The sequence below is a fragment of the uncultured Campylobacter sp. genome (assembly GCF_937973075.1).
Classification (GTDB): Bacteria; Campylobacterota; Campylobacteria; order Campylobacterales; family Campylobacteraceae; genus Campylobacter_B.
Genome location: NZ_CALBWL010000034.1, coordinates 49,183 through 68,301 on the forward strand (window position 1 = coordinate 49,183; position 19,119 = coordinate 68,301).

Below are 19,119 nucleotides of genomic sequence, written 5' to 3' on the forward strand. Positions count from 1 at the left end.
AATGCAAAAAATGGCTTGGAAATTTGGCGAGCTTGAAAAGGTCGCGACGGACGAGGGCTTTATTTGGTACGCGGAACTGGCGTTAAAAAGCGAAAGCTTCGGTGAGGTGCCGTTTTGCCTCGTGTCTGCAGATACGGCGGATGTGGACGATGAGACGATTTTGCTTGCTCGGCGGATCGCCCGAAATATCGATCGGTACGTAAAAGACGCCCTTGCCTTCCTGCGAGACGAGCTTAGACGCGAGTATCGTTTGGGCGAGGATGAGCTTAGGCTGCTTGAAGTGCCCGTTTGCGATCTGCCGTTTGAGCTGCCGCAATGCACGTTTTACGCGCGCGATACGCAGTGGCTGATGAGATTTGTCGAGGGCGCGCTTGATATTTGCGATCCTTTCGGCATCGGGGTGATTTTCGAGGGCGAAAGACCGCTGCGCGTGGAAAATTTAGAGCTCAGCAGAGAGTATTAACTGCGGATAAAATTTTAAATTTAGAGACGACTTTAAAATTTACGCAGCGCGCAGATCGGCACACTATGGCGCATTCCCGCAGGTAAATTTAATCGCGGCTTCTTGTCGTTTTGAAATTTTGTGGCGCACTGCAGCGGCGAAGATACGCTTCAATAAACGCCGTCTAAATTTCATTTCCCGCGCCGTGTCGCGCAAATCCCTCGTTCGTGCCCTTAAAAGCGAGCGTTTATGACGGCGGCGCGAATGTAGGTGCGGGTAGGCTTGGAATTCTACGTAAAATTTTGAAAGTATCTGCGCACAACGGCGCGTAAAAAGCGCGCTAATTCGGCGTCTGGGCGCATATCCGCTCATAGTCGCTATGGATTGAGCGAGCGAAGCGACAGAATTTAAACGCAGGGCGCGCGGGAAAAAGTCGAAGATGGGTGCGGAGAGATGCAAAAAAAGCGTTATGGCGCGCGGCGGTATAGAGTGGGGTAGTGCGGGCTGCCGCAAATCGGGCTCGCAAGTTGCGGATCGAAAACGGGTTGAAATCAAAAGCTCGGTGCGCAAATTTGCGAATAAGGAAGTCGGCGAGAGCAAAAAGTTCGGTGCGTAGATTTACGGATTGGGCGTCCGGCGCAGCAGGGGAGGGTGGAGTGTAAATTTGGCTAGAAAATCGATCTGTAAATTTCGCATGCAAACCATCTTAAATTTAACGAGCAAATTTTAAAACCTGCCTCGCGGAATTTCACGCCAAAATTTACGCTCTACTTCGCGACATTTAACGCGCAGATCGCGCAAATTTCACATTTTGCTTTACGGTATTCGGTGCGCAAATTTCGCTCTGTATTACGCGCGCAAATTTTACGCGCCGATCGACGAAATTTCACGCTCAAATTTCACGACAAAATTTCACGACGTTTCGGGCCTTGTAACTTACAGCTTCCTAAGTTTTGCGATCTCATCGCGTAGCGCCGCGGCCTTTTCAAACTCCAAAGCGGCTGCGGCGTCGAGCATCTGCTTGCGGAGCTCCTTTACGATCTTGGCGCGCTCGGCGGCAGGCATCTTCTCTAAATTGGCACCCTTTCTTAAAATTTCGGTTCCGTCCTCGATCTTTAGGCTCTCCTCGATATTGCGGCTCGCAGAATGCGGGGTTATGCCGTGGGCGCGGTTGTATTCATCTTGAAATTTACGGCGCTTTTGGGTGATGTCGATCGCCTCTTGCATCGAAGCGGTGATCTTTTTGCAAAACATCACGACCTGCCCGTTCACGTTTCGCGCGGCTCGCCCCATCGTCTGAATGAGGCTGGTGCGAGAGCGCAAAAAGCCCTCCTTATCGGCATCCATGATCGCGATAAGGCTTACTTCGGGCAGATCGAGCCCCTCGCGGAGCAGATTTATACCGATTAGCATATCGTATTCGCCACTGCGAAGGCCGCGGATGAGCTCGTTGCGCTCGATCGCATCGATGTCCGAGTGCATATATTTGACCTTAAGCCCTAACTCCAGATAGTATTTGCTCAGCTCCTCCGCCATCTTTTTGGTTAGCACGGTTACTAAGATCCGCTCGCCGCGCGCGATGACCTCCTTTGCCATATCGTGTAAAATTTCGACCTGGTTGTCGCTGTCTTTTAAGATAATCTGCGGATCAAGCAGTCCCGTCGGGCGCAGTATCTGCTCATATACGGCGCCGCGGCTAAGATCCAGTTCGTAATCATTTGGCGTTGCGGAGACGAATAGAAATTTAGCCTTTTTATTGATAAACTCATCAAACATCAGCGGGCGGTTATCAAGTGCTGATGGCAGGCGGAAGCCGTACTGCACGAGCGTTTCTTTACGGCTGTGATCTCCTGCAAACATCCCGCGAAACTGCGGCAGGCTCACGTGGCTTTCATCGACGATGACGAGGTAGTCCTTGCCCTTGCTCTCGTAGTAATCAAAGAGCGAATATGGCGTCTCGCCCGGTTTTTGACCGGTCAGATAGCGCGCGTAGTTTTCGATCCCCTTGCACATCCCCGTAGCACCCAGCATCTCAAGGTCAAATTCCACTCGCCCTTTCAGCCGCTGCGCCTCGACGAGCTTGCCCGCGTCCTCGAAAAATTTCAGCCTCTGCTCAAGCTCCTCCTCGATCCCTTTGATCGTCGATTTTAGGCGCTGCTCGCCCACGATGAACTGGCTCGTCGGGTAGAGAATAAATTTTTTGACGCTCTGCGTCTTTTTGTTTTCCAGCACGTCTAGATGATACATCGCCTCTATCTCGTCGCCGAAAAACTCGACCCTAAACGCCTCATCGTTAAAATATGCAGGGTAAATATCGATCACGTCGCCGTTTACGCGAAAATTCCCGCGATCAAAAAAATCGTCGTTGCGTTTGTAGCCCATATCGACAAGCTTGCGAAGTAAAAATTTAGTGCTAAATTTTGATCCGATCTCAAAAAACAGCACCATGCCTTTGTATTCGGCGGGATCGCCCAGACCGTAGTTTGCCGAAACCGACGCCACGGTGATGACGTCATCGAAGCTTAACAGGCTCGCCGTGGCGCTTAGCCGCAAGCGCTCGAGCTCAGCATTTACGTCGCTGTCCTTTTCAATGAAAAGATCCTGCCTAGGGATATAGGCCTCGGGCTGATAATAATCGTAGTAGCTGATGAAGTACTCGACGTGGTTTTGCGGGAAAAAGCCCTTGAACTCGCTATAAAGCTGCGCTGCGAGGGATTTATTATGCGTCATTACGAGTGCGGGAATTCCAAGGCGCTTGATGATATTTGCCATGCTGAAAGTCTTACCCGAGCCGGTAACGCCGAGAAGGGTTTGGTATTTATTGCCGCTTTGAAAGCCTGTGACGATGCCTTCGATCGCTTTTTCTTGATCCTCGCTCGGGGAGAATTTGCTCTCGATTTTAAAATTTTGCAAAATTTTTCCTTTTTTAAAGCCAAAATTGGGTAATATTTTCATTTAAATTATATCAGAAAAGGCGAAATAATGGAATCAATCTTTGACGAAGAGAAAAAGGTCGAGGGCTTAAGCAATAAAGTAGCAGAGCTGATTAGACGATACACCGAGGCTAGAGACGAAAACGAAAAGCTACGTACCGAGCTAGCGACGGTCAAGGCGCAAAACGAGGCTTTGGGAATGCAGCTTGGCACGCTTGAAAACGATCTGGCATATCGCAAGATGAGCGATGAGGATTTAAGCAAGCAGATCGACGATATTTTGGCAGGCGACAATTTAGGCGAGAAATGAAAGAAATTTCAGTTCAGCTGACGAGTAAGTCTTTGACGAAAAAATACGCGATAAGCCTGGATGATGACTTTGCGAAGGTCTTCGGTAGGGACTGGCGGATTTTAACTCGCGGCAGCGATCATCTGGATGCGGGCGAACTACTTGAAGCCTATATCCGAAAAAGCTATGAAAATTTTATGCTTAATAAAAAAATAGATGCCTTGGTAAAGGACATCGACGAAGGAGTAAAATGATGAAAATGAAAAAAGGTGCAGCAGTGGGCGGCGGCGTAAGCGGGATAATATTTTTAGCTATCATAATCTTCGTGATAGTAAAAATAATATATCCTAAATTAAGCGGCGCTAAGGATGAGGTTTTAGTAAAAGCTTATGCAGTCGAGCTTGAAGGTGTATTTAAAGATATACAACGCGACTACTTAAATCAAGGGGGCTTTCGTGAGCTAAAGAGCATGACGGGCTCCAGACAGTTTAGTGATAGCGATCTGGCACGTAGCTTAGCAGTCAATCAAAGCTTTACCTATGGCGTAGGACCGAAACTCAAAAACGATATGATCTTTTGCGCGACGATCACCTTGCGTCAAGATAGTGATGGGTATTTCTTCACGACTGAGAACATTAACCGCAACAGGGAGCGCTGCGAAGCATTTCATAAAGATACGACTTATATGAAGCTAAACGGCTTTAGGATAGGCAAATAATTTTTAAAATTTAATCGCGCGACTGCTATGGATTCGTAAAGCGTATGTGTAGCATAAGCGCGATAGTACTAGTGAAGTGTGATAACCGTGCGTGTTGGCTCGCACCTCGTGCCAAAAACATGCTAAGATCTCAAGAATTCCATCTTTATAGGTTTTTTTCTAAAATTTATGCTTTTAAATCGATATTTTTGCATTTGTATTGACAGCCTATCGGCTAAATTTTAATCATATTTTAGTTTGCAATTCATATCGGTCATGATTTATGCCATTGCGGTTAAATTTATGAGATGGGTGCTTTGAAGCTATACCCCTCGCACGACGGCGATGTGAGCTGAGATTTACGAAAAGCGCCTTATAAAACAAGCGTATTAAAGCAAAATATCAAGGTCATCTTAAATTCATGAAATTTGCACCCTGAAGACGCGCAGAATTTTATCGGCGCGGGTTTGGACATGAGTTTTAAAAATCTCTCATAGAATTTTATTGCCGATTCACAACCGCCGATTTGATCCAACTACGCAAATAATCTAACTGCTGCGGCGTATGGAACCAATGCTCGCCGTTTTTCATAACGCTTAAGTCGCAGTCGAACTTCTGCGCAAGATTTTTAGCGATGTAAAGAGGCATCATATCGTCGTTTTCTGCATATAGAATTCTACTGGGCGTTTCCCACTTAGTGATCGGATTATTCAAAACAAAACTCCAATATTCCCAAAAAAGCGGTTGCCAGACAGGGGTCAAAATCATCCGCTCTTGCTTCAATCGCTCCTCGCTAACGCCAGCCCTACGCATAATATTTGAAATAACGTATTTCATATCAAGTATCGGCGAGACGAAGAGGCAGTCGCTAAGCTTTTCGTCGCGAAAGCTTTGCAGGCCGAACCATGCCCCTAGGCTAACGGCAAACAGCGCGATCTCGTCCCAGCGCTTCTTTGCATACGATAAGATTTCGCGAAATTCCAAAATAGCGTGTCGCGGATCGCAAGAAGCGGGCTCGCGCCGCCTCTGTCCGTGCCCGGACAGATCAAAGCTAATAACCTGCCAGCCTTGCTCGCAAACGACGGAAGCCAAAAGCTCCGCATCCTCCTTGCTTCCGCCCTGCCCGTGAGCGTAGATATAGGCCTTTTCCGAGCGGTTCCCCCAAACGGCGGCGGGAATGCCGCGTATCTCAATCGCGCTCTTTTGCATTTTTCGTTCCTTTAATTTTTTGCGTCGATACCCGCATTTGTAGCAATGTTACAAGCAAAACCATAAATATTGCTGGAATTTAATAGCACGCCCCGCTAGACTACCTGCGATTAGCGATAAATTTTAAAATTTATCGCGCGAGCTGCACCTGCCGCTTTGTTTTAAAAATCGTAGAAATTTTGCGCTGTCAGGCTGCAAAAATTCTTGCTACGAAATTCTGTATCGCAATTGCACGCGCCCTAAAATTTGCGTCTTAAAATTTTTATGTTGTAGAATTCTGCAGGCTGCGAAATTTAAAATTTAAGCTCATGCAAATTTTATCGCGACTCGTGCAAAATTTTAAAATTTTACGTCCGATTTATTTCAGACTACGCGAGCTGCGAATAAACACCGCTTAAATTTTAAATTTCAAGCGGGCTCACGCCTTAGAAGTTAAAATTCGCGCTAATTCATAAGCCACGCTCAAGATACGGTTTTTAAAATTTCGGTGCTTGTTAGTGCTCGTGTAATGCCCTCAATCGCGCTGTGTTTGCTGCGATCGCGCCTCAAAAAAGCCTAAAAAATCAATCCCGCAGCGCCGAGCTTGATCCCTAAAGATATAACTATCAAAACCCCGAGTCCCGCGAAAAAGCCCGCCAGCACGTCATCCAGCATCACGCCGAGCCCGCCCTTCACGTCGCGATCAACGCGCCCGATGATCGAGGGTTTGCGGATGTCAAACACCCTAAAAAACAGCAGCGCTAAAATCATCGCAAGGCCCGAGATTCTGCTGCTCTCAAAGCCCGCGATCAGCTCCGGCAGCGGCAGCGAAAAGATCTCGCCCACGGGCGCTACGATGCACATCGCGATCCACACCCCTACGACCTCGTCGATGACGATCTCGCTGTTATCGTGCGAGCAGGTCCGCTTCTCGTAATCGCCTACGATCTTAAGCGAGACGAAAAAGACGAGGCCGGCGCACAAAAACAGCGTCACCTCTCCCGCCAGCATCAAGATTGCAAGCCCCGCTATCCAGCCTGCGATGCTGCCCCAAGTGCCCGGCGCGGGCTTTAGTAACCCCGCGCCGAAAAATGTAACGAAAATTTTATCCATAATTGTCCTTTTAAATTTTGCTTTTTAAAATTTTACCGCTTATTTTAATTAGGGTATCTGCTCGCGTGCGAAAATTTTAAATTTCATTCGTGCATGTAGAATTAATTTGTCCGCCTACACGAAATTAATTCTACTTGCTCGCTAATGTAGGAATTTTAAATTTCTACTCATTTGCGTAAAAATTTTAAAATTTTGCTCGCCTGCGCGGAGTTTTCAAACCCGTCCGCAAACGCACGGCATTTTGCGCGAGCGAGCAATCGTTGCGCTGCATCCGAGTTTTGCGCTGTAACTCGCAGCAACCGCTTAATTTTAAAATTTTAAACTCGCTTGCCGAAAACTTAAAATTTAGATTTGCCGTGCTGCTTTACATATCCGTCGCGCCTTAAAATTTTAAATCCGCTTCGCCGCATGATTTTATTGCGTCGTTATAAATTTGCTACGTAGCCGAAGCTTTAAAATTTAAAGCTCGTTTTACCGCACCGCTTGTTTTAAAAATTTAGCTTCGTTATACCGCAAAATTTTACATCAAATTCTGCGTCCGCCGCTCTTTATGCTATAAAATTCCGCGCAGTCCTTTCTTTCTGCATTATGAAATTTTACTTTACGTCTAGCCGCCGTAAATTCTAACGTCGCGAAATTTTACCCTCTGCCTAGCTTCCGCAAATTCCGCGTCATTTTTTTGCGTTGCGCCCTCGAGAGCTACGTCTTTAGCGCGCTGGTTTGATACAGTTGCATAAGCTGCTCGTAAAACTCGCTTTCGCCGTGGCTCTGCAAGATCCCGCTGTTTGGAAAAAGCTCGTCGTAGAGCTTTTGCAGATCTGAAAATCGCGCGGGAAAGAGCTCGCTTAAAATCATCGCCGAGATCTCTTTACGCATAAAAATCGCGGGCGGCAAAATCCCCGCGCGCAGCAGTGCTTTTAGATTTTGCGTGCGGTAATGCACGTGATGATGAGCGCCGTGAGGGCAGTTTTTGGTGCTTACTAGCACCTTACACTTCTCGCAATAGACGTATTCGGGCATCAGCAAAATCTCGATGTCGCCGCGCTTTTGATACTCGTCCAGCACCGAATGTACGCCACCTCCTTCGAAAAACAGCTCCATATTCGCGTGATTTTGCCCAAAAATTATTTTGTTTATACCTAAATTTTTTGCGATTGCGCACTGCAGTGCGGGCTTGTCGTCAAAAATCGCAAGCGAGCCCAGATCGATCATCATGGCGCGTTGCGCGACCAAAAAATTTTGCAGTAAATAGCTTAGCGTTTTTTTGCGTAGCTCGTAGGGCAGGGCATCCGTGCTATTCGTGCCGGTTAAAAAAATCACCACGAAATCCGCCTTATCGATCATATGCCTAATCAGCCGCTCATGCACGCGGTGGATCGGATCGGCGCAGGTAAAAAACGCTGAAATTTTAGGCGCGGCAAGCGAGCTTGCGACTTTTTTTATGCGCGCGATTTGCTCTGCAAGCTCATTTTTTAGCAGCGTGATGCGCCCCTGCACTGCAGTTTGCTCTGCGTATGCGTTTTGAAACACCGAGTCTGCGACCTCGCTTGCGCTTGGGGCATAAACGTCGCTAACGTCTATGCGCGCGACAAGCTCACAATAGGCGGGATTTTTGATGAAATTTTCGGTGGAATTTGAGATAAAATTTCCCGCCGAATTTGCTATGGATTTTGCATCTGTGCTGCAAACGCGATTGATCGCAGAATTTTCGGCAAAGTTCCGCGCGGAATTTGCCGCAGAATTTTCGCTGGAGCTTTTCGCCAAATCCAAAGCGGCATTGTTTGCAGATTTTACATCTGTGCTGCGAGTAAAAGTTTGATTATAGCACGCAGCAAGACTTTCTATATGGTCTAAGCCCTCGCTTGTGGCGTTTATAGCGCTTTGCGCACTTGCAGTGCGCGCGAAATCCGTACCGCTTTTCGCAAAGCTCTGCTCGTTTTGCGTCGCAGCAGAAACCTCATCCTGCAAGTTGCGTGATCCTTTAGCTAGCAAATACGCGCCGCTCTCGCCACTAAGCGAATTTTTGGTGCGTTCAGCTATGCCGTCCTTGCTAAGATAAAGCTCTAAAATATCGCCCTTTTTTGCGTCCGCGCAGGAAAAAACGAAATTTATGCCGCATACGCTTAGCTTGCTTGGGCGCAGTAGCTCGCAGTTCTTGCCGAAAGCGCCGTTTGCGAGCAGGCTCAAGACGTTTAGGTCGGAGCGCGAGATCACTATCTTGCGGATTTGCGTTGCGCTATTATTTGCGCCTTTGCTCTCGCTTCCGGCTTGCTCTGCTTTTAAATTCCATGCCGCACCCTTAGCTCGCGCTTCATCTTTTCTGGCATTACTCGCCCTTGACGCTTCTAAATTCCGCACCGTTTTTAAATCACGCTTTGCTTTTAAATTTTGCTTTGCCTTTAAATTCAGCACCGCATCGCTCGAAGCTCTTGTAGCATTTAGAGGTTTTGTGCCGCTTAAAATTCCTTCACTTTCAAGCGGTTTTATTTCTTGCAAATTGTCCGCATCGCGCGAAATTTCTATCTCGTCTGCGATCCGTACCGGATGCGCGCGGCTATTTTTTTCTTGCGATGCCATATTTTTTCCTTTTCTCCCAAAGCGATTTTCGCGAAATCCCAAGTGCCGCCGCCAGATCGGAGTCGAAATACTCGTCTTGGTGCGCTACGATCGTGAGCTTTACGTATTCTTCAATGCTTAAAATTTCACTGCGTTCTTTGCTGCTGCCAAGCGTAATTTCGTCGCTAAAGCCCTTTTGCGCGCCAATGGATCCGGCGATTACACGCATGGATTTGGTTTTGCTTATAAATTTTTCCTTCTGCGCGCCACTTAGGCTGTCGAAATCTGGTGCGTAAAAAATCTCCGCGCCGCGTTCTAGCGGCTCAGGGCTTTGCGCGGATAGAATTTTAAGGCGCGATTTTAGCGCAAGCGCGATCTTAAATACCGCCGCAGCCCGCGCTGCCGCATCGCCGCGCAAAAGAAGCGGGAATTTTATCTGCACTAAACGCGCGGGCGGTATTTCGCACGAAAGGGAGGCCTCTTTAAGCAGCGCCTCGTAGGCTTCGTTTTGCGATTTTAGCGAGCGAAACTGCGCGTAGTGCTCGATCTTTTTTATGAGCTCCTCTATCATAAATGGCTTTTGGATATAATCCGTTGCGCCCGCTTTTACGGGGTTTAGCACCGTTTCGCTATCGACGTAGGCGACCATCAAAATTATGATCGAGCGCCTAAATTTCTCGATCAGCGGATAAAAGCTCGCGCCGCTCCAGCTCGTAGAGAGTAGCACCGCCTCAAACTCCTCCGCAAGGCCCGCCGCGGCTGCTAAACTCGCCGCGTTAGTGCATTCATGCCCCAGCGCGCCAAGCTTGTTTGCGATACTTTGGGCGAGATAGCTTTCGCTCTCGATTATTAAAATTTTCATACGTCCTGCGCCTTTGCTGCGTGCTTTTGCCAGTCGTAAAATTTCAAATTTACCGCAGCCTGCGCGGCGATACCCTCGCTTCTGCCCGTAAATCCCAGCCCTTCGGTCGTGGTCGCTTTGACATTGACGCGCGCGCAGTTTAAAATTTCGCTTAAAACCTCCTGCATCTGTGCTTTGTAGGCTCCGATTTTCGGGCGCTGCGCGATGATCGTAATATCGGCATTTACGAGCTCATAGCCGTAGCCTATGACGCGCCGCATTACCTTTCGTAACAGCTCCTTGCTATCCGCGCCTTTAAGCTTAGCATCGCTATCGGGGAAAAGTTCGCCGATGTCGCCTAGCATCGCCGCGCCGCAAATAGCGTCGATTAGGGCGTGGATCGCTACGTCGCCGTCGCTGTGTGCGATCAGCGCGAACTCGCATGGGATCTGCACGCCGCCAAGCACGATGCCCGCGCCTTTTTCAAGCGCATGCACGTCGTAACCCGTGCCGCAAAAAATATCGCGCGAGCATGGTTTTAAATTTAGCGCCGCCAGATCGCTTGCGCGCGTGATCTTAAGCGCGCCCGCTTCGCCTTTTATAAACTCCAACCGTCCGCCCGCGCTGCCGATCGCCGCGCTGTCGTCGGTAAAAATTTCGCTTCCCTCAAGCGCCTTTTTAAGCAGCGCCGTGCGCGAAAGCTGCGGCGTTTGGATGAGGCGTAGCTCCTCCCTCTTCACTACGTTCTCGCCAAGATAGGTCGTGTCGTTTACGCCAAGATAGGGGCTGATACAGTCCGCGCCGCCTAAATTTCGTATCAGCGAGGAGATCAGCCCTGGCGAAATTTGCGCGCGGGCTACGTCGCTTACGAGCACGAGTTCGCTTTCTACGAGCTGCAGCGCGTTTTTTAGCGAGCTTTGGCGATTTGCGCCGCCGGAGGCGAAGTGAAATTTTAAATTTGCAGAGCCGCATTCATCTGCGTTGCATCCGACTTGAGCTTTAAAATTTTCCGAGCCCCGCGGCTTGCTTGCGTCGTTTAGATCGTCTGCGCCGCATCCGATCCCGCTCTGCTTGCTTTGAAATTTATACTCGCTCGTGCCGTACTCCGCGCTTTTGCCGCGCGCCGAGGCCAAGCTGCACGCATAGAGGCGCTCGCAATAGCTCACGTCCTCCTCGTTTACGGCGATTACGATTTTTTTAAATGGGTGCGCTCGTGCAATGCTCTGTGCGACGTATTGCCAAAGCGGCAGCTCGCCCACGCGCAGCCACTGCTTTTTGACTGGGAGCTCAAACCTGCTCGAATCGCCCGCGGCGAGCAAAATCAGCGATATATCTTTCAAATTTTATCCTTGAAATTTTGTTACGAAATTATACGTATTAAAAATGAAAGCAAAATTAATCGCGGCTTGCGCGCTGAAATATCTTAAGCTTAGGCGTAAATTTACACGGCGCGGCGGCGAAATTTCAACCTGCGTTACGAAAATAAACGGCAAAAGAAAAGTAAGGATTAATGAAATTTGTTATATTATACGCGCATTTTAAGAAACGAGGCGAAAATGACCGAAAGCTGCGTATCGCAGATCTATTTTGCAAAAAGAGGCGAAGTGACGCCGCAGATGAGAGAGGTCGCGCAAAGCGAGCGCATGGACGTGCGGGACTTGTGCGATCTGATCGCGCAAGGAAGAGCGATCATTCCCGCAAATGTTAATCACAAAAGCTTAAAACCCATCGGTATCGGGCGCGCGCTGCGGTGCAAGATCAATGCCAACATCGGCTCCTCGGGCACGACGAGCGATATTAAGGGCGAGCTGAAAAAGCTTGAGGTCTGCTTAAAGTACGGCGCCGATACGGTGATGGATCTAAGCACGGGCGGCGATTTGGACGAGATCCGCGCCGCGATAATCGAGCGCTCGCCCGTACCCATAGGCACGGTGCCGATCTATCAGATGATCCATGAGTTGGGCGATATTAAAAATTTAAAAACGAGCGCTATTCTTAGCACGATCGAGAAGCAGGCGCGGCAGGGAGTGGATTATTTCACGATCCACGCGGGCTTTAAGCTCGAGTTTATGCCGCTGCTGTCCCGTCGCAAAATGGGTATCGTAAGCAGGGGCGGCTCGCTGATAGCGTCGTGGATGATGAAATTTCACAAGCAAAACCCCTTCTACGAAGCATTTGATGAAATTTGCGATATCTGCGCCGCTTACGACGTATCGCTATCTCTGGGCGACGGCTTGCGCCCGGGTTGCTTATACGACGCGACCGATAGGGCGCAGCTTAGCGAGCTTGAAATTTTAGGCGAGCTCGCCCTGCGCGCGAATGAAAAAAACGTGCAGGTGATGATCGAGGGGCCGGGACATATCCCGTTTAACGAGATCGAGCTTAATATGCAGCTAGAGCGCAAACTCTGCCGCGACGCGCCATTTTACGTGCTGGGGCCGCTTCCGACCGACATCGGCGCGGGCTACGATCATATCAGCAGCGCTATCGGCGGGACGATGGCTGCGTATTGCGGCGCTAGCATGCTCTGCTACGTAACGCCGAAGGAGCATCTGGGGCTTCCTAATGCAAAAGACGTCAGAGAGGGCATCATCGCGCACAAAATCGCCGCTCACGCCGCGGACGTCGCGCTAGGCAAAGCAGGCGCGATAGAGCGCGATCACGAGATGAGCGATGCGAGGTATAATTTTGATTGGAACAGGCAGTTTGAGCTTAGCTTCGATCCTGCGCATGCGCGCGAGCTGCACGACGAGAGCCTGGGCGATGAAATTTACAAAGGCGCGGAGTTTTGCTCGATGTGCGGGCCGAAATTTTGCGCATATAAAATCAGTAGAAATTTAACCGAAAATAAGGAGAAAGAATGAGTAAAGACGAAGTCTTAAATTTGCTTAAAAGCGTGATCTATCCGGGCTTTTCTAAAAGCATCGTGGATTTTGGATTTGTAAAAGATATCGAGATCGGCGATAGAATTTTCGTAGGGATCGAAATCCCCAGCGCCAAGCCTGAGATCGCCGCAGAGCTCAGATCGGCGGTGCAAAAGGCGCTCGGCGCGGACGTGGAAATTTTAATCAAACAACCCAAGATCGCCGAGGAAAAGAGCAACTCTCGCAGCGGCAAAAATATCGCGCCGCAGATCAAGCATTTCGTGATGATCAGCAGCGGCAAGGGCGGCGTAGGCAAGAGCACGACGACGCTAAATTTAGCCATCAGCACGGCAAAGCTCGGCAAGAGAGTGGGGATTTTGGATGCCGATATTTACGGGCCGAATTTGCCGCGAATGCTGGGCGAAGATAAAACGCAAGCAAGCGTCGTGGGGCAGAAGCTAAAGCCGATTTTAAGCCACGGCGTGGAGATGATGAGCATGGGCGTGCTAATGGAGGAGGGCGCGAGCCTCATCTGGCGGGGCTCGATGATAATGAAAGCGATCGAGCAGCTGCTAAAAGACGTGGCATGGAGCGATCTGGACGTACTGTTTTTGGATATGCCTCCGGGTACGGGCGATGCGCAGCTTACGCTCGCTCAGAGCGTGCCCGTGACGGCGGGCGTGTGCGTCACGACGCCGCAGACGGTCGCGCTGGACGACAGCGCGCGCGGGCTTGATATGTTCGAAAAGCTCCACATCCCGATCGCAGGCCTTATCGAGAATATGAGCGGCTTCATCTGCCCCGATAACGGCAAGGAGTATGATATCTTCGGTCGCGGCGGCGCGCAAAAGCTGGCGCAGCGATACAACACCGAAGTAATCGGCGAGATCCCGATCGAGATCGCTATCCGCGAGGGCGGCGACAGCGGCAAGCCGGTGAGCTTCTACGCGCCCGATTCTTTGAGTGCGAAGCGCTACGAAGAGGCCGCGCGCAAGCTGTGGGAGAAGATCGAGAAGATCGATCGCGAGGAGCTGGCGGACAACTCCGCGATCCAGCCGGTGATGGACGGCAAGAGCGCCTGCTCAAATTAGGGCTTTGACGGGCGTGTCGTCAAATTTCGCGTGGAATTTCTCGTGAATTTTGCAGATTGAAATTCAACGCGGAATTTAATAATTTGGAATTTTACGTCGAATTTCGCTGCAAATTTTATAATGCTCGCAAAATTTCGGTATGCAATCCGTCATAGAATTTTGCCCGTAAATTTAGCGGGTAAAATTTCACGCGGGTTCCGCGGCTTGGGATTTCGAGCCGAATTTTGTAGCTCGAAATTCCTGGCAAAAATTCCGCCTCGAAATTTCGTAGTTTGAAATTTCGAGCTAGAATTTTACCCAAGCTTCGTTGCGTGAGATTTTATATAAAATTCTAAGCGTGAAATTTTGCGGCGGAAGTTAAATTCCAAACGCGCAATTCAACGAGGTAAAATTTGCCGTAGAATTCCGCCTTGGAGTTTTAAATGTAAAATTTTAAGCATAAAGCTTTGCCGCGGAATTTCAAAATGCAAAATTTATCGCTAAAACTTTGTTTTAAAATTTTAAGATGGGGCTTTAAAATATGAATTTTAGGCTTGAAATTTTATCGCGCCTAGCTTTTTAGTGGTAGTCGCAGCATTGCGCTAGTTTAAATTTTTACTTCGCCGGGCTTTATAGCGGTGGAGTTTATCTGCGAAAGCCTCTGTAGAGTTTATTTGGGACGGAATTTTATCTGTAGTGATTGCGAAAGTAAATTTCTCGCGCAGCTGAAATTTAAGCAGTTGGAATTTTATTCGTATAAGCTGTGGAGCCAAGGCGGCAAAATCCCTAAGCCTAGGGCTTTTAGGTTTAGGGATTTTACTTTTATACGAAATAAGAAAGGTCGGTAATGAGGTTTTTGATTATTTTGGTGCTTGCATTTGCGGCGTTCGCGCAAGAGAGCAATATGCAAAAATGGGCGAAAGAGATTACTGCGGATGCGCAGATCCCGCAGGATAAGTTTTTGGCGTTTTATCTGAATAAAGATGAGCCTAAGAAAGTGGTTTTCTCTGAAAACGTCGATCGCATCAGTGTCAATTACGAAGGAAATTCCTTTCATGAAATTCCGTCTCCAAATCTTATGGCGTATTGGGTCGGTGAGTTTAATTTCGACGCAGATATCGAAAAGATGGTGCTAGGAGATTACGGCTGGTCTACGCTGGTAATCGCCGTGGACGGCACGGATGTGCTAGGTGGGACATCTAGCAATCAAAAGCGCCCGCTTACGTATAAATTTAGTAAGGGCAAGCACAAGATCGAAGCGTGGTTTTTAAATGACGCGCATTCTAGCGAGCTTTTCGTTGATTTTAAAGATGTAGAGCCCTTTTATCGTCAAAAAGACGCCGTAGCCAAGATCCCTGCAGATAAGGACTACGATCTGTGGCTGGGCGCGATCTACGAAAGCGCGCAGATGAATAATCGCGTCAAGCTAAATTTAGCCAAATCCGCTAAGCCTATCGTGCTGCTGCTTAGCTCATATCGCGCCGTGGAGTGGGAGATCTCAAATCCGCAAAATAACGAAATTCTAGCCGTGTTAATTTACAATCCCATTAGTAGCGTCCGTGGCGTAAGCGGTGCGCTTTACGTCGAGGACTACAGATACACAGAGGCTGCGGATGGGCTTAAATGCGAGTGCATCTCGGGCAATGTCTTTCACTGCGACGGAAGCGAGATTTATGATATGAACGGGCGCGTAAACGGGATATTTGGCAGAGGCCTGGGGGCATTTGCCGGCAAGCACGCCGTAAATTCTTTAGATTTGCCGGGGCTTGTTATTACTCCAAAGATTTTAGACGAAAGTAAAGCTCGCCTGCTTTCGGTAGAAGCCGACCGCAAGAAATGCGAAAGCACACCGATGGATGATGTGTTTAGGTAGGATGAAATTTAAAATTTAAGTAAAAGGAGTAGAAGTAGATAATGAGTAATGAGGAAAAAAGCGAACTTGAACTAAAAGATACCTCTGATAACGATGAAACAACGAGTATAACTAATACGAAAAGTATTGTAAATAAAGAGGCATCAGTAGAAAAAAGGATAGCAAGAATAAGAAAGCTGTTCTTTTCAGTTATATTTGTATTTGGTATAATTAGTATCTTTACATTTTCAGCTACTTATATGATGCATAATGATTTTTTTAGCTACGAAATATTTAGCATAAAATATATATGGCTGTTCGCGTTATCTGGACTGTTTGCTTTTTTATTTTTAGTCACCCTATATGGTTCTACGATAGCATATATTTATTATGACATATTTGATAAAAATAATGCATATAGAAAACTTTATATTTTTTTTACTTGGCTTATAATATTCTTCTTTATAGTAATAATATGGGTAAATCATGCTAGTATATACTATAGATTCATAATATATAATACTATAATGACATTTCTCATTTTTATTTTTAAAAGATTGGATAATAAACTATTATTATTATATAAAAAAGTTAATTTTTTGATTGAAAAGTATACAAAAATATATGATCTAGTTATCTCAATTTTATTTGTTCTCTCAATTATTTCATGTTGTTATTTTATATCGTACCGATGTTGTACTACAGTTATTGTACTTATATGTTTTTTATTCATTGTTATCATCATTATTATTTTATATTATATTAAATCTTTTCTTAAAAAGTATATAAAAGAATTAATTAAGACAGAGGAAGATAAAAAAATTGGGTTTATAAGTGTTATATGTAGTTTAATATTTTTCATTTATATAGTTATCCTTGCGTTTTCTCCAGATATTTATACAAAAGCTTACGATAAATTATTCAAGTTCATGGGTTTAGCTTCCGATCATGCTGAAATTTATCTAAAAGATAAAAATGAATCCGTTATTAGCGGTAAGTTAATTTTCGATGACGGCAAATATGCTTATGTAGAATTTGATCGCACGTATAGTAATTGCATCGATATCGGCGACTCTTGCATTAAAACTATAAGGAGGAAAGTCCCTAGCGAGGATGTGAGCATTGTTACCAAAGTTAAAAAAGATACTAAAGCAAGTGTTCCGAAATAAAACTACAAGAAGCCAAACAATCTAAAGCAAAATAATCAAGAATTTAAAAGCGCGTGTTTTTGCTTTTAAATTCCATTCATGCACCTTTTCAAATCCCCTTTTAAATTAAATTTAGCTATACTCCCGCACAATTTTGCGATTAAGGATTAAATATGAAAGAGATTAAAAGCCTAAGCGAGCTGCGAGCTTTTGCGGATAAAGTTCGCGCCAAAAAGGGCTATCGCGATCCGATGATGTGGGCGATCGGGCGCGTATTTAAGGGGCGCGCGGAAGAGCATAAAATCCTAAGCGTAAATTACGCGCACGTAAATTTTAAAGATGGGCTAGTAAGCGCAGCAGTGCTAATCCATGCTCTAACCGAATGCGGCGAGGTCGTGGATTTTAGCGGTAGTGAGTGCGTCCTTCCGCTGACGCACAAAGCCCTAAAAAAGGCGATCGAGGTTTTAAAATTTCTACAGCCAGACGCCAAAGAGGGCGCGCACAAAAATCTGCAGGTGCTGCTTGCGGTTAAAGAGGCGATGAAATCGGACGAGCACGCGAGCTTTTGCGCTAGCTTCATCTTTGAGGATACCGCGCCGAAAAGCGTCGAGAGCGTCTATCTCAAGCTTTACGCGCTTTCGCTAAATCTCTGCGAGCCGCGCACGCTCAATCTAGATGGCGCATTTAGCGTGCTTCCGAATGTTGCGTGGGACGAAAACGCCCGCCCGATCGAGCTTTGGTGGCTGCGTGAAAACGAAATCTCTTTAAAAATGCAAGGCCGCTATCCGCGTATCATCAGCGTCGATAAATTTCCGCGCTACCTAAGCCACGTCGCACCGCCGCAAAATGTGCGGATTTTAGACGATGCGAAAGTGCGTTTGGGTGCGCATATCGCCGCGGGTACGACCGTGATGCCGGGTGCTGCGTATGTAAATTTCAACGCAGGCACGACCGGCAGCGTTATGATCGAGGGGCGCGTCAGCAGCTCGGTCGTCGTGGGAGAGGGCAGCGATATAGGCGGCGGCGCGTCGATTTTGGGCGTGCTAAGCGGCACCAACGGCAATGCCGTGAGCATCGGCAAGCACTGCTTACTGGGCGCAAACTCCGTCACGGGCATTCCGCTAGGCGATCGCTGCATCGTGGATGCGGGTATTGCGGTACTTGAGGGCACGAAGGTTTTCATCGCGCAAAAGGATCGCGAGGCGCTAGCGGCGCTAAATGCGGGCTTTGCGTTTGATCGTGAAATTTATAAAGGGCTTGAGCTTGCCGGGCTTAGCGGTCTGCACTTCCGACAAAACAGCCAAAGCGGGCAGGTTACGGCAAGCATTAGCAAGCGTGCGATCAAACTCAACGCGGAACTGCATTAAATTTATAAATTTAAACGGCGGGCGCAGATTGGCTAGAGCTTTTTTTAAGCTGCGTTAAATTTATAACTTAAACGGCAAGTTAAAAAAGATTTGGATGACCTTGCCATACACCGCTTCGAGCGAGCGCATGTGATCCATCACAAAAATTTCCGCTCATAGAATTTCACGCGGAATTTAAAGAATTTTTGCCGCGATTTAAAAATCTCTATCGGTAATTTGCGGAATTTACACCGTTATTTTAATGCAAGTAATTTTGGCGGCTAGCGGATTTGCGTCGCGCAGAGGATTCTTAAATTTTAAAAATAGATTGAATTTAAAATTTTAATGTGATATATTTCAAATAAAATTATGGGAGCGAAAATGAAAAATTTAACACCCGTCCTGTTCGGCGTATTTATCTGCAGCGCAGCACTTGCGGGAGATGTAGATGCCGATGCCGAGCGCTGCAAGGCTTTGGCGGATGCCGTAAATGGGCACAGTCACCCCGCGACTAAAAATATAGAGTTGGGCGCGGCTACATGCGAGGGCGATAAATTTGTAATTCCTACGATTCTAAAAAATGAAATTTGGGATAAAGTAGATCCCAAAATCAAGCAAAATTTTGAAAGCATTTTGCGCGCCAACAGGCAAAAGGACGTCTGCTCGATGATGAAAGCGGGCGGTCTAAAGCGCATAGGTGTACGAGAATTTCTGCAAAGCGGCGAAAAAATCGCCGATCTGACCTACACGCACAGCGATTGCGGCTTGGAATAAAATTTC

General features: G+C 47.4%; 17 protein-coding genes. 11 read left to right on the plus strand and 6 right to left on the minus strand.

All coding sequences use genetic code 11. From position 1 onward, the window contains the following. Position 1: 1 nt before the first annotated feature. Together Q0274_RS04515 and Q0274_RS04520 are read left to right on the plus strand one after the other, a co-directional pair. Positions 2-463 carry a hypothetical protein gene (locus Q0274_RS04515; RefSeq protein WP_298028000.1) on the plus strand — a complete coding sequence of 154 codons (462 nt, stop codon included), beginning with the start codon at positions 2-4 and terminating at the stop codon, positions 461-463. A gap of 418 nt (positions 464-881) precedes the next feature. Further along, a complete protein-coding gene (locus Q0274_RS04520) occupies positions 882-1,058 on the plus strand; it encodes a hypothetical protein (protein WP_298028002.1) in 177 nt (58 codons plus the stop codon). Positions 1,059-1,378: 320 nt separating this feature from the next. Here the strand turns inward: Q0274_RS04520 and uvrB are convergent, their stop codons facing one another. After that, positions 1,379-3,355: an excinuclease ABC subunit UvrB gene (uvrB, locus tag Q0274_RS04525; RefSeq protein WP_298028004.1), complete on the minus strand. Its 1,977-nt coding sequence runs from the start codon at positions 3,353-3,355 to the stop codon at positions 1,379-1,381. 69 nt (positions 3,356-3,424) lie between these two features. On the opposite strand from uvrB, the gene Q0274_RS04530 reads away from it, so the two are divergent. Genes Q0274_RS04530 through Q0274_RS04540 form a run of 3 tightly spaced genes read left to right on the plus strand, consistent with a single transcriptional unit; the run spans position 3,425 to position 4,382 of the window. Continuing rightward, positions 3,425-3,685 (plus strand): hypothetical protein, encoded by a 261-nt coding sequence (locus tag Q0274_RS04530; RefSeq protein ID WP_005871316.1) that lies wholly within the window; start codon positions 3,425-3,427, stop codon positions 3,683-3,685. Then, complete coding sequence (locus tag Q0274_RS04535) at positions 3,682-3,918, plus strand: hypothetical protein (RefSeq protein WP_298028006.1); 237 nt, start codon at positions 3,682-3,684, stop codon at positions 3,916-3,918. Before Q0274_RS04530 ends, Q0274_RS04535 begins: the two co-directional genes overlap by 4 nt. Then, positions 3,915-4,382 (plus strand): hypothetical protein, encoded by a 468-nt coding sequence (locus tag Q0274_RS04540; protein WP_298028007.1) that lies wholly within the window; start codon positions 3,915-3,917, stop codon positions 4,380-4,382. The genes Q0274_RS04535 and Q0274_RS04540 overlap by 4 nt, the downstream gene beginning before the upstream one ends. A 480-nt stretch (positions 4,383-4,862) precedes the next feature. On the opposite strand, the gene Q0274_RS04545 is transcribed toward Q0274_RS04540, so the two are convergent. From Q0274_RS04545 to ispF, 5 genes are all read right to left on the minus strand, one after another. Then, positions 4,863-5,570: an alpha/beta hydrolase gene (locus Q0274_RS04545; protein ID WP_298028008.1), complete on the minus strand. Its 708-nt coding sequence runs from the start codon at positions 5,568-5,570 to the stop codon at positions 4,863-4,865. Positions 5,571-6,125: 555 nt separating this feature from the next. Continuing rightward, a complete protein-coding gene (locus Q0274_RS04550) occupies positions 6,126-6,662 on the minus strand; it encodes a phosphatidylglycerophosphatase A (protein WP_298028010.1) in 537 nt (178 codons plus the stop codon). A gap of 699 nt (positions 6,663-7,361) precedes the next feature. Next, on the minus strand, positions 7,362-9,239 hold the full coding sequence (locus Q0274_RS04555) for a hypothetical protein (protein ID WP_298028011.1): 1,878 nt from the start codon (positions 9,237-9,239) through the stop codon (positions 7,362-7,364). Next, positions 9,217-10,080: a response regulator gene (locus Q0274_RS04560; protein ID WP_298028013.1), complete on the minus strand. Its 864-nt coding sequence runs from the start codon at positions 10,078-10,080 to the stop codon at positions 9,217-9,219. The genes Q0274_RS04555 and Q0274_RS04560 overlap by 23 nt, the downstream gene beginning before the upstream one ends. Further along, positions 10,077-11,399 carry a 2-C-methyl-D-erythritol 2,4-cyclodiphosphate synthase gene (gene ispF, locus Q0274_RS04565; protein WP_298028015.1) on the minus strand — a complete coding sequence of 441 codons (1,323 nt, stop codon included), beginning with the start codon at positions 11,397-11,399 and terminating at the stop codon, positions 10,077-10,079. Before ispF ends, Q0274_RS04560 begins: the two co-directional genes overlap by 4 nt. A 216-nt stretch (positions 11,400-11,615) precedes the next feature. Here ispF and thiC point away from each other — a divergent pair, with 216 nt between their 5' ends. The 6 genes from thiC (at position 11,616) to Q0274_RS04595 (ending at position 19,113) form a co-directional block, all read left to right on the plus strand. After that, the gene (gene thiC / locus Q0274_RS04570) at positions 11,616-12,923 is read left to right on the plus strand and encodes a phosphomethylpyrimidine synthase ThiC (RefSeq protein WP_298028016.1); all 1,308 of its coding nucleotides are present in this window, start codon (positions 11,616-11,618) and stop codon (positions 12,921-12,923) included. Then, positions 12,920-14,014, plus strand: a complete 1,095-nt coding sequence (locus tag Q0274_RS04575) for an Mrp/NBP35 family ATP-binding protein (protein WP_298028018.1) — start codon at positions 12,920-12,922, stop codon at positions 14,012-14,014. The genes thiC and Q0274_RS04575 overlap by 4 nt, the downstream gene beginning before the upstream one ends. A gap of 826 nt (positions 14,015-14,840) precedes the next feature. After that, complete coding sequence (locus Q0274_RS04580) at positions 14,841-15,866, plus strand: hypothetical protein (protein WP_177387989.1); 1,026 nt, start codon at positions 14,841-14,843, stop codon at positions 15,864-15,866. Positions 15,867-15,907: 41 nt separating this feature from the next. Beyond that, positions 15,908-17,014, plus strand: coding sequence for a hypothetical protein (locus Q0274_RS04585; RefSeq protein WP_298028020.1), 1,107 nt, complete (start codon positions 15,908-15,910; stop codon positions 17,012-17,014). A gap of 152 nt (positions 17,015-17,166) precedes the next feature. Further along, entirely contained in the window at positions 17,167-18,360 is a 1,194-nt protein-coding gene (locus Q0274_RS04590) for a tetrahydrodipicolinate N-succinyltransferase N-terminal domain-containing protein (protein WP_298028022.1), read from the plus strand. A gap of 360 nt (positions 18,361-18,720) precedes the next feature. After that, the gene (locus Q0274_RS04595) at positions 18,721-19,113 is read left to right on the plus strand and encodes a hypothetical protein (RefSeq protein ID WP_298028024.1); all 393 of its coding nucleotides are present in this window, start codon (positions 18,721-18,723) and stop codon (positions 19,111-19,113) included. Positions 19,114-19,119 lie beyond the last annotated feature (6 nt).

Coding starts and splice junctions, on each gene's coding strand:
- Q0274_RS04550 (WP_298028010.1), bottom strand. CDS start 6,662: ATGGATAAAATTTTCGTTACATTTTTCGGCGCGGGGTTACTAAAGCCC.
- Q0274_RS04530 (WP_005871316.1), top strand. CDS start 3,425: ATGGAATCAATCTTTGACGAAGAGAAAAAGGTCGAGGGCTTAAGCAAT.
- Q0274_RS04595 (WP_298028024.1), top strand. CDS start 18,721: ATGAAAAATTTAACACCCGTCCTGTTCGGCGTATTTATCTGCAGCGCA.
- Q0274_RS04585 (WP_298028020.1), top strand. CDS start 15,908: ATGAGTAATGAGGAAAAAAGCGAACTTGAACTAAAAGATACCTCTGAT.
- Q0274_RS04555 (WP_298028011.1), bottom strand. CDS start 9,239: ATGGCATCGCAAGAAAAAAATAGCCGCGCGCATCCGGTACGGATCGCA.
- Q0274_RS04545 (WP_298028008.1), bottom strand. CDS start 5,570: ATGCAAAAGAGCGCGATTGAGATACGCGGCATTCCCGCCGCCGTTTGG.
- thiC (WP_298028016.1), top strand. CDS start 11,616: ATGACCGAAAGCTGCGTATCGCAGATCTATTTTGCAAAAAGAGGCGAA.
- Q0274_RS04540 (WP_298028007.1), top strand. CDS start 3,915: ATGATGAAAATGAAAAAAGGTGCAGCAGTGGGCGGCGGCGTAAGCGGG.
- Q0274_RS04580 (WP_177387989.1), top strand. CDS start 14,841: ATGAGGTTTTTGATTATTTTGGTGCTTGCATTTGCGGCGTTCGCGCAA.
- Q0274_RS04515 (WP_298028000.1), top strand. CDS start 2: ATGCAAAAAATGGCTTGGAAATTTGGCGAGCTTGAAAAGGTCGCGACG.
- Q0274_RS04535 (WP_298028006.1), top strand. CDS start 3,682: ATGAAAGAAATTTCAGTTCAGCTGACGAGTAAGTCTTTGACGAAAAAA.
- Q0274_RS04520 (WP_298028002.1), top strand. CDS start 882: ATGGGTGCGGAGAGATGCAAAAAAAGCGTTATGGCGCGCGGCGGTATA.
- Q0274_RS04560 (WP_298028013.1), bottom strand. CDS start 10,080: ATGAAAATTTTAATAATCGAGAGCGAAAGCTATCTCGCCCAAAGTATC.
- Q0274_RS04590 (WP_298028022.1), top strand. CDS start 17,167: ATGAAAGAGATTAAAAGCCTAAGCGAGCTGCGAGCTTTTGCGGATAAA.
- Q0274_RS04575 (WP_298028018.1), top strand. CDS start 12,920: ATGAGTAAAGACGAAGTCTTAAATTTGCTTAAAAGCGTGATCTATCCG.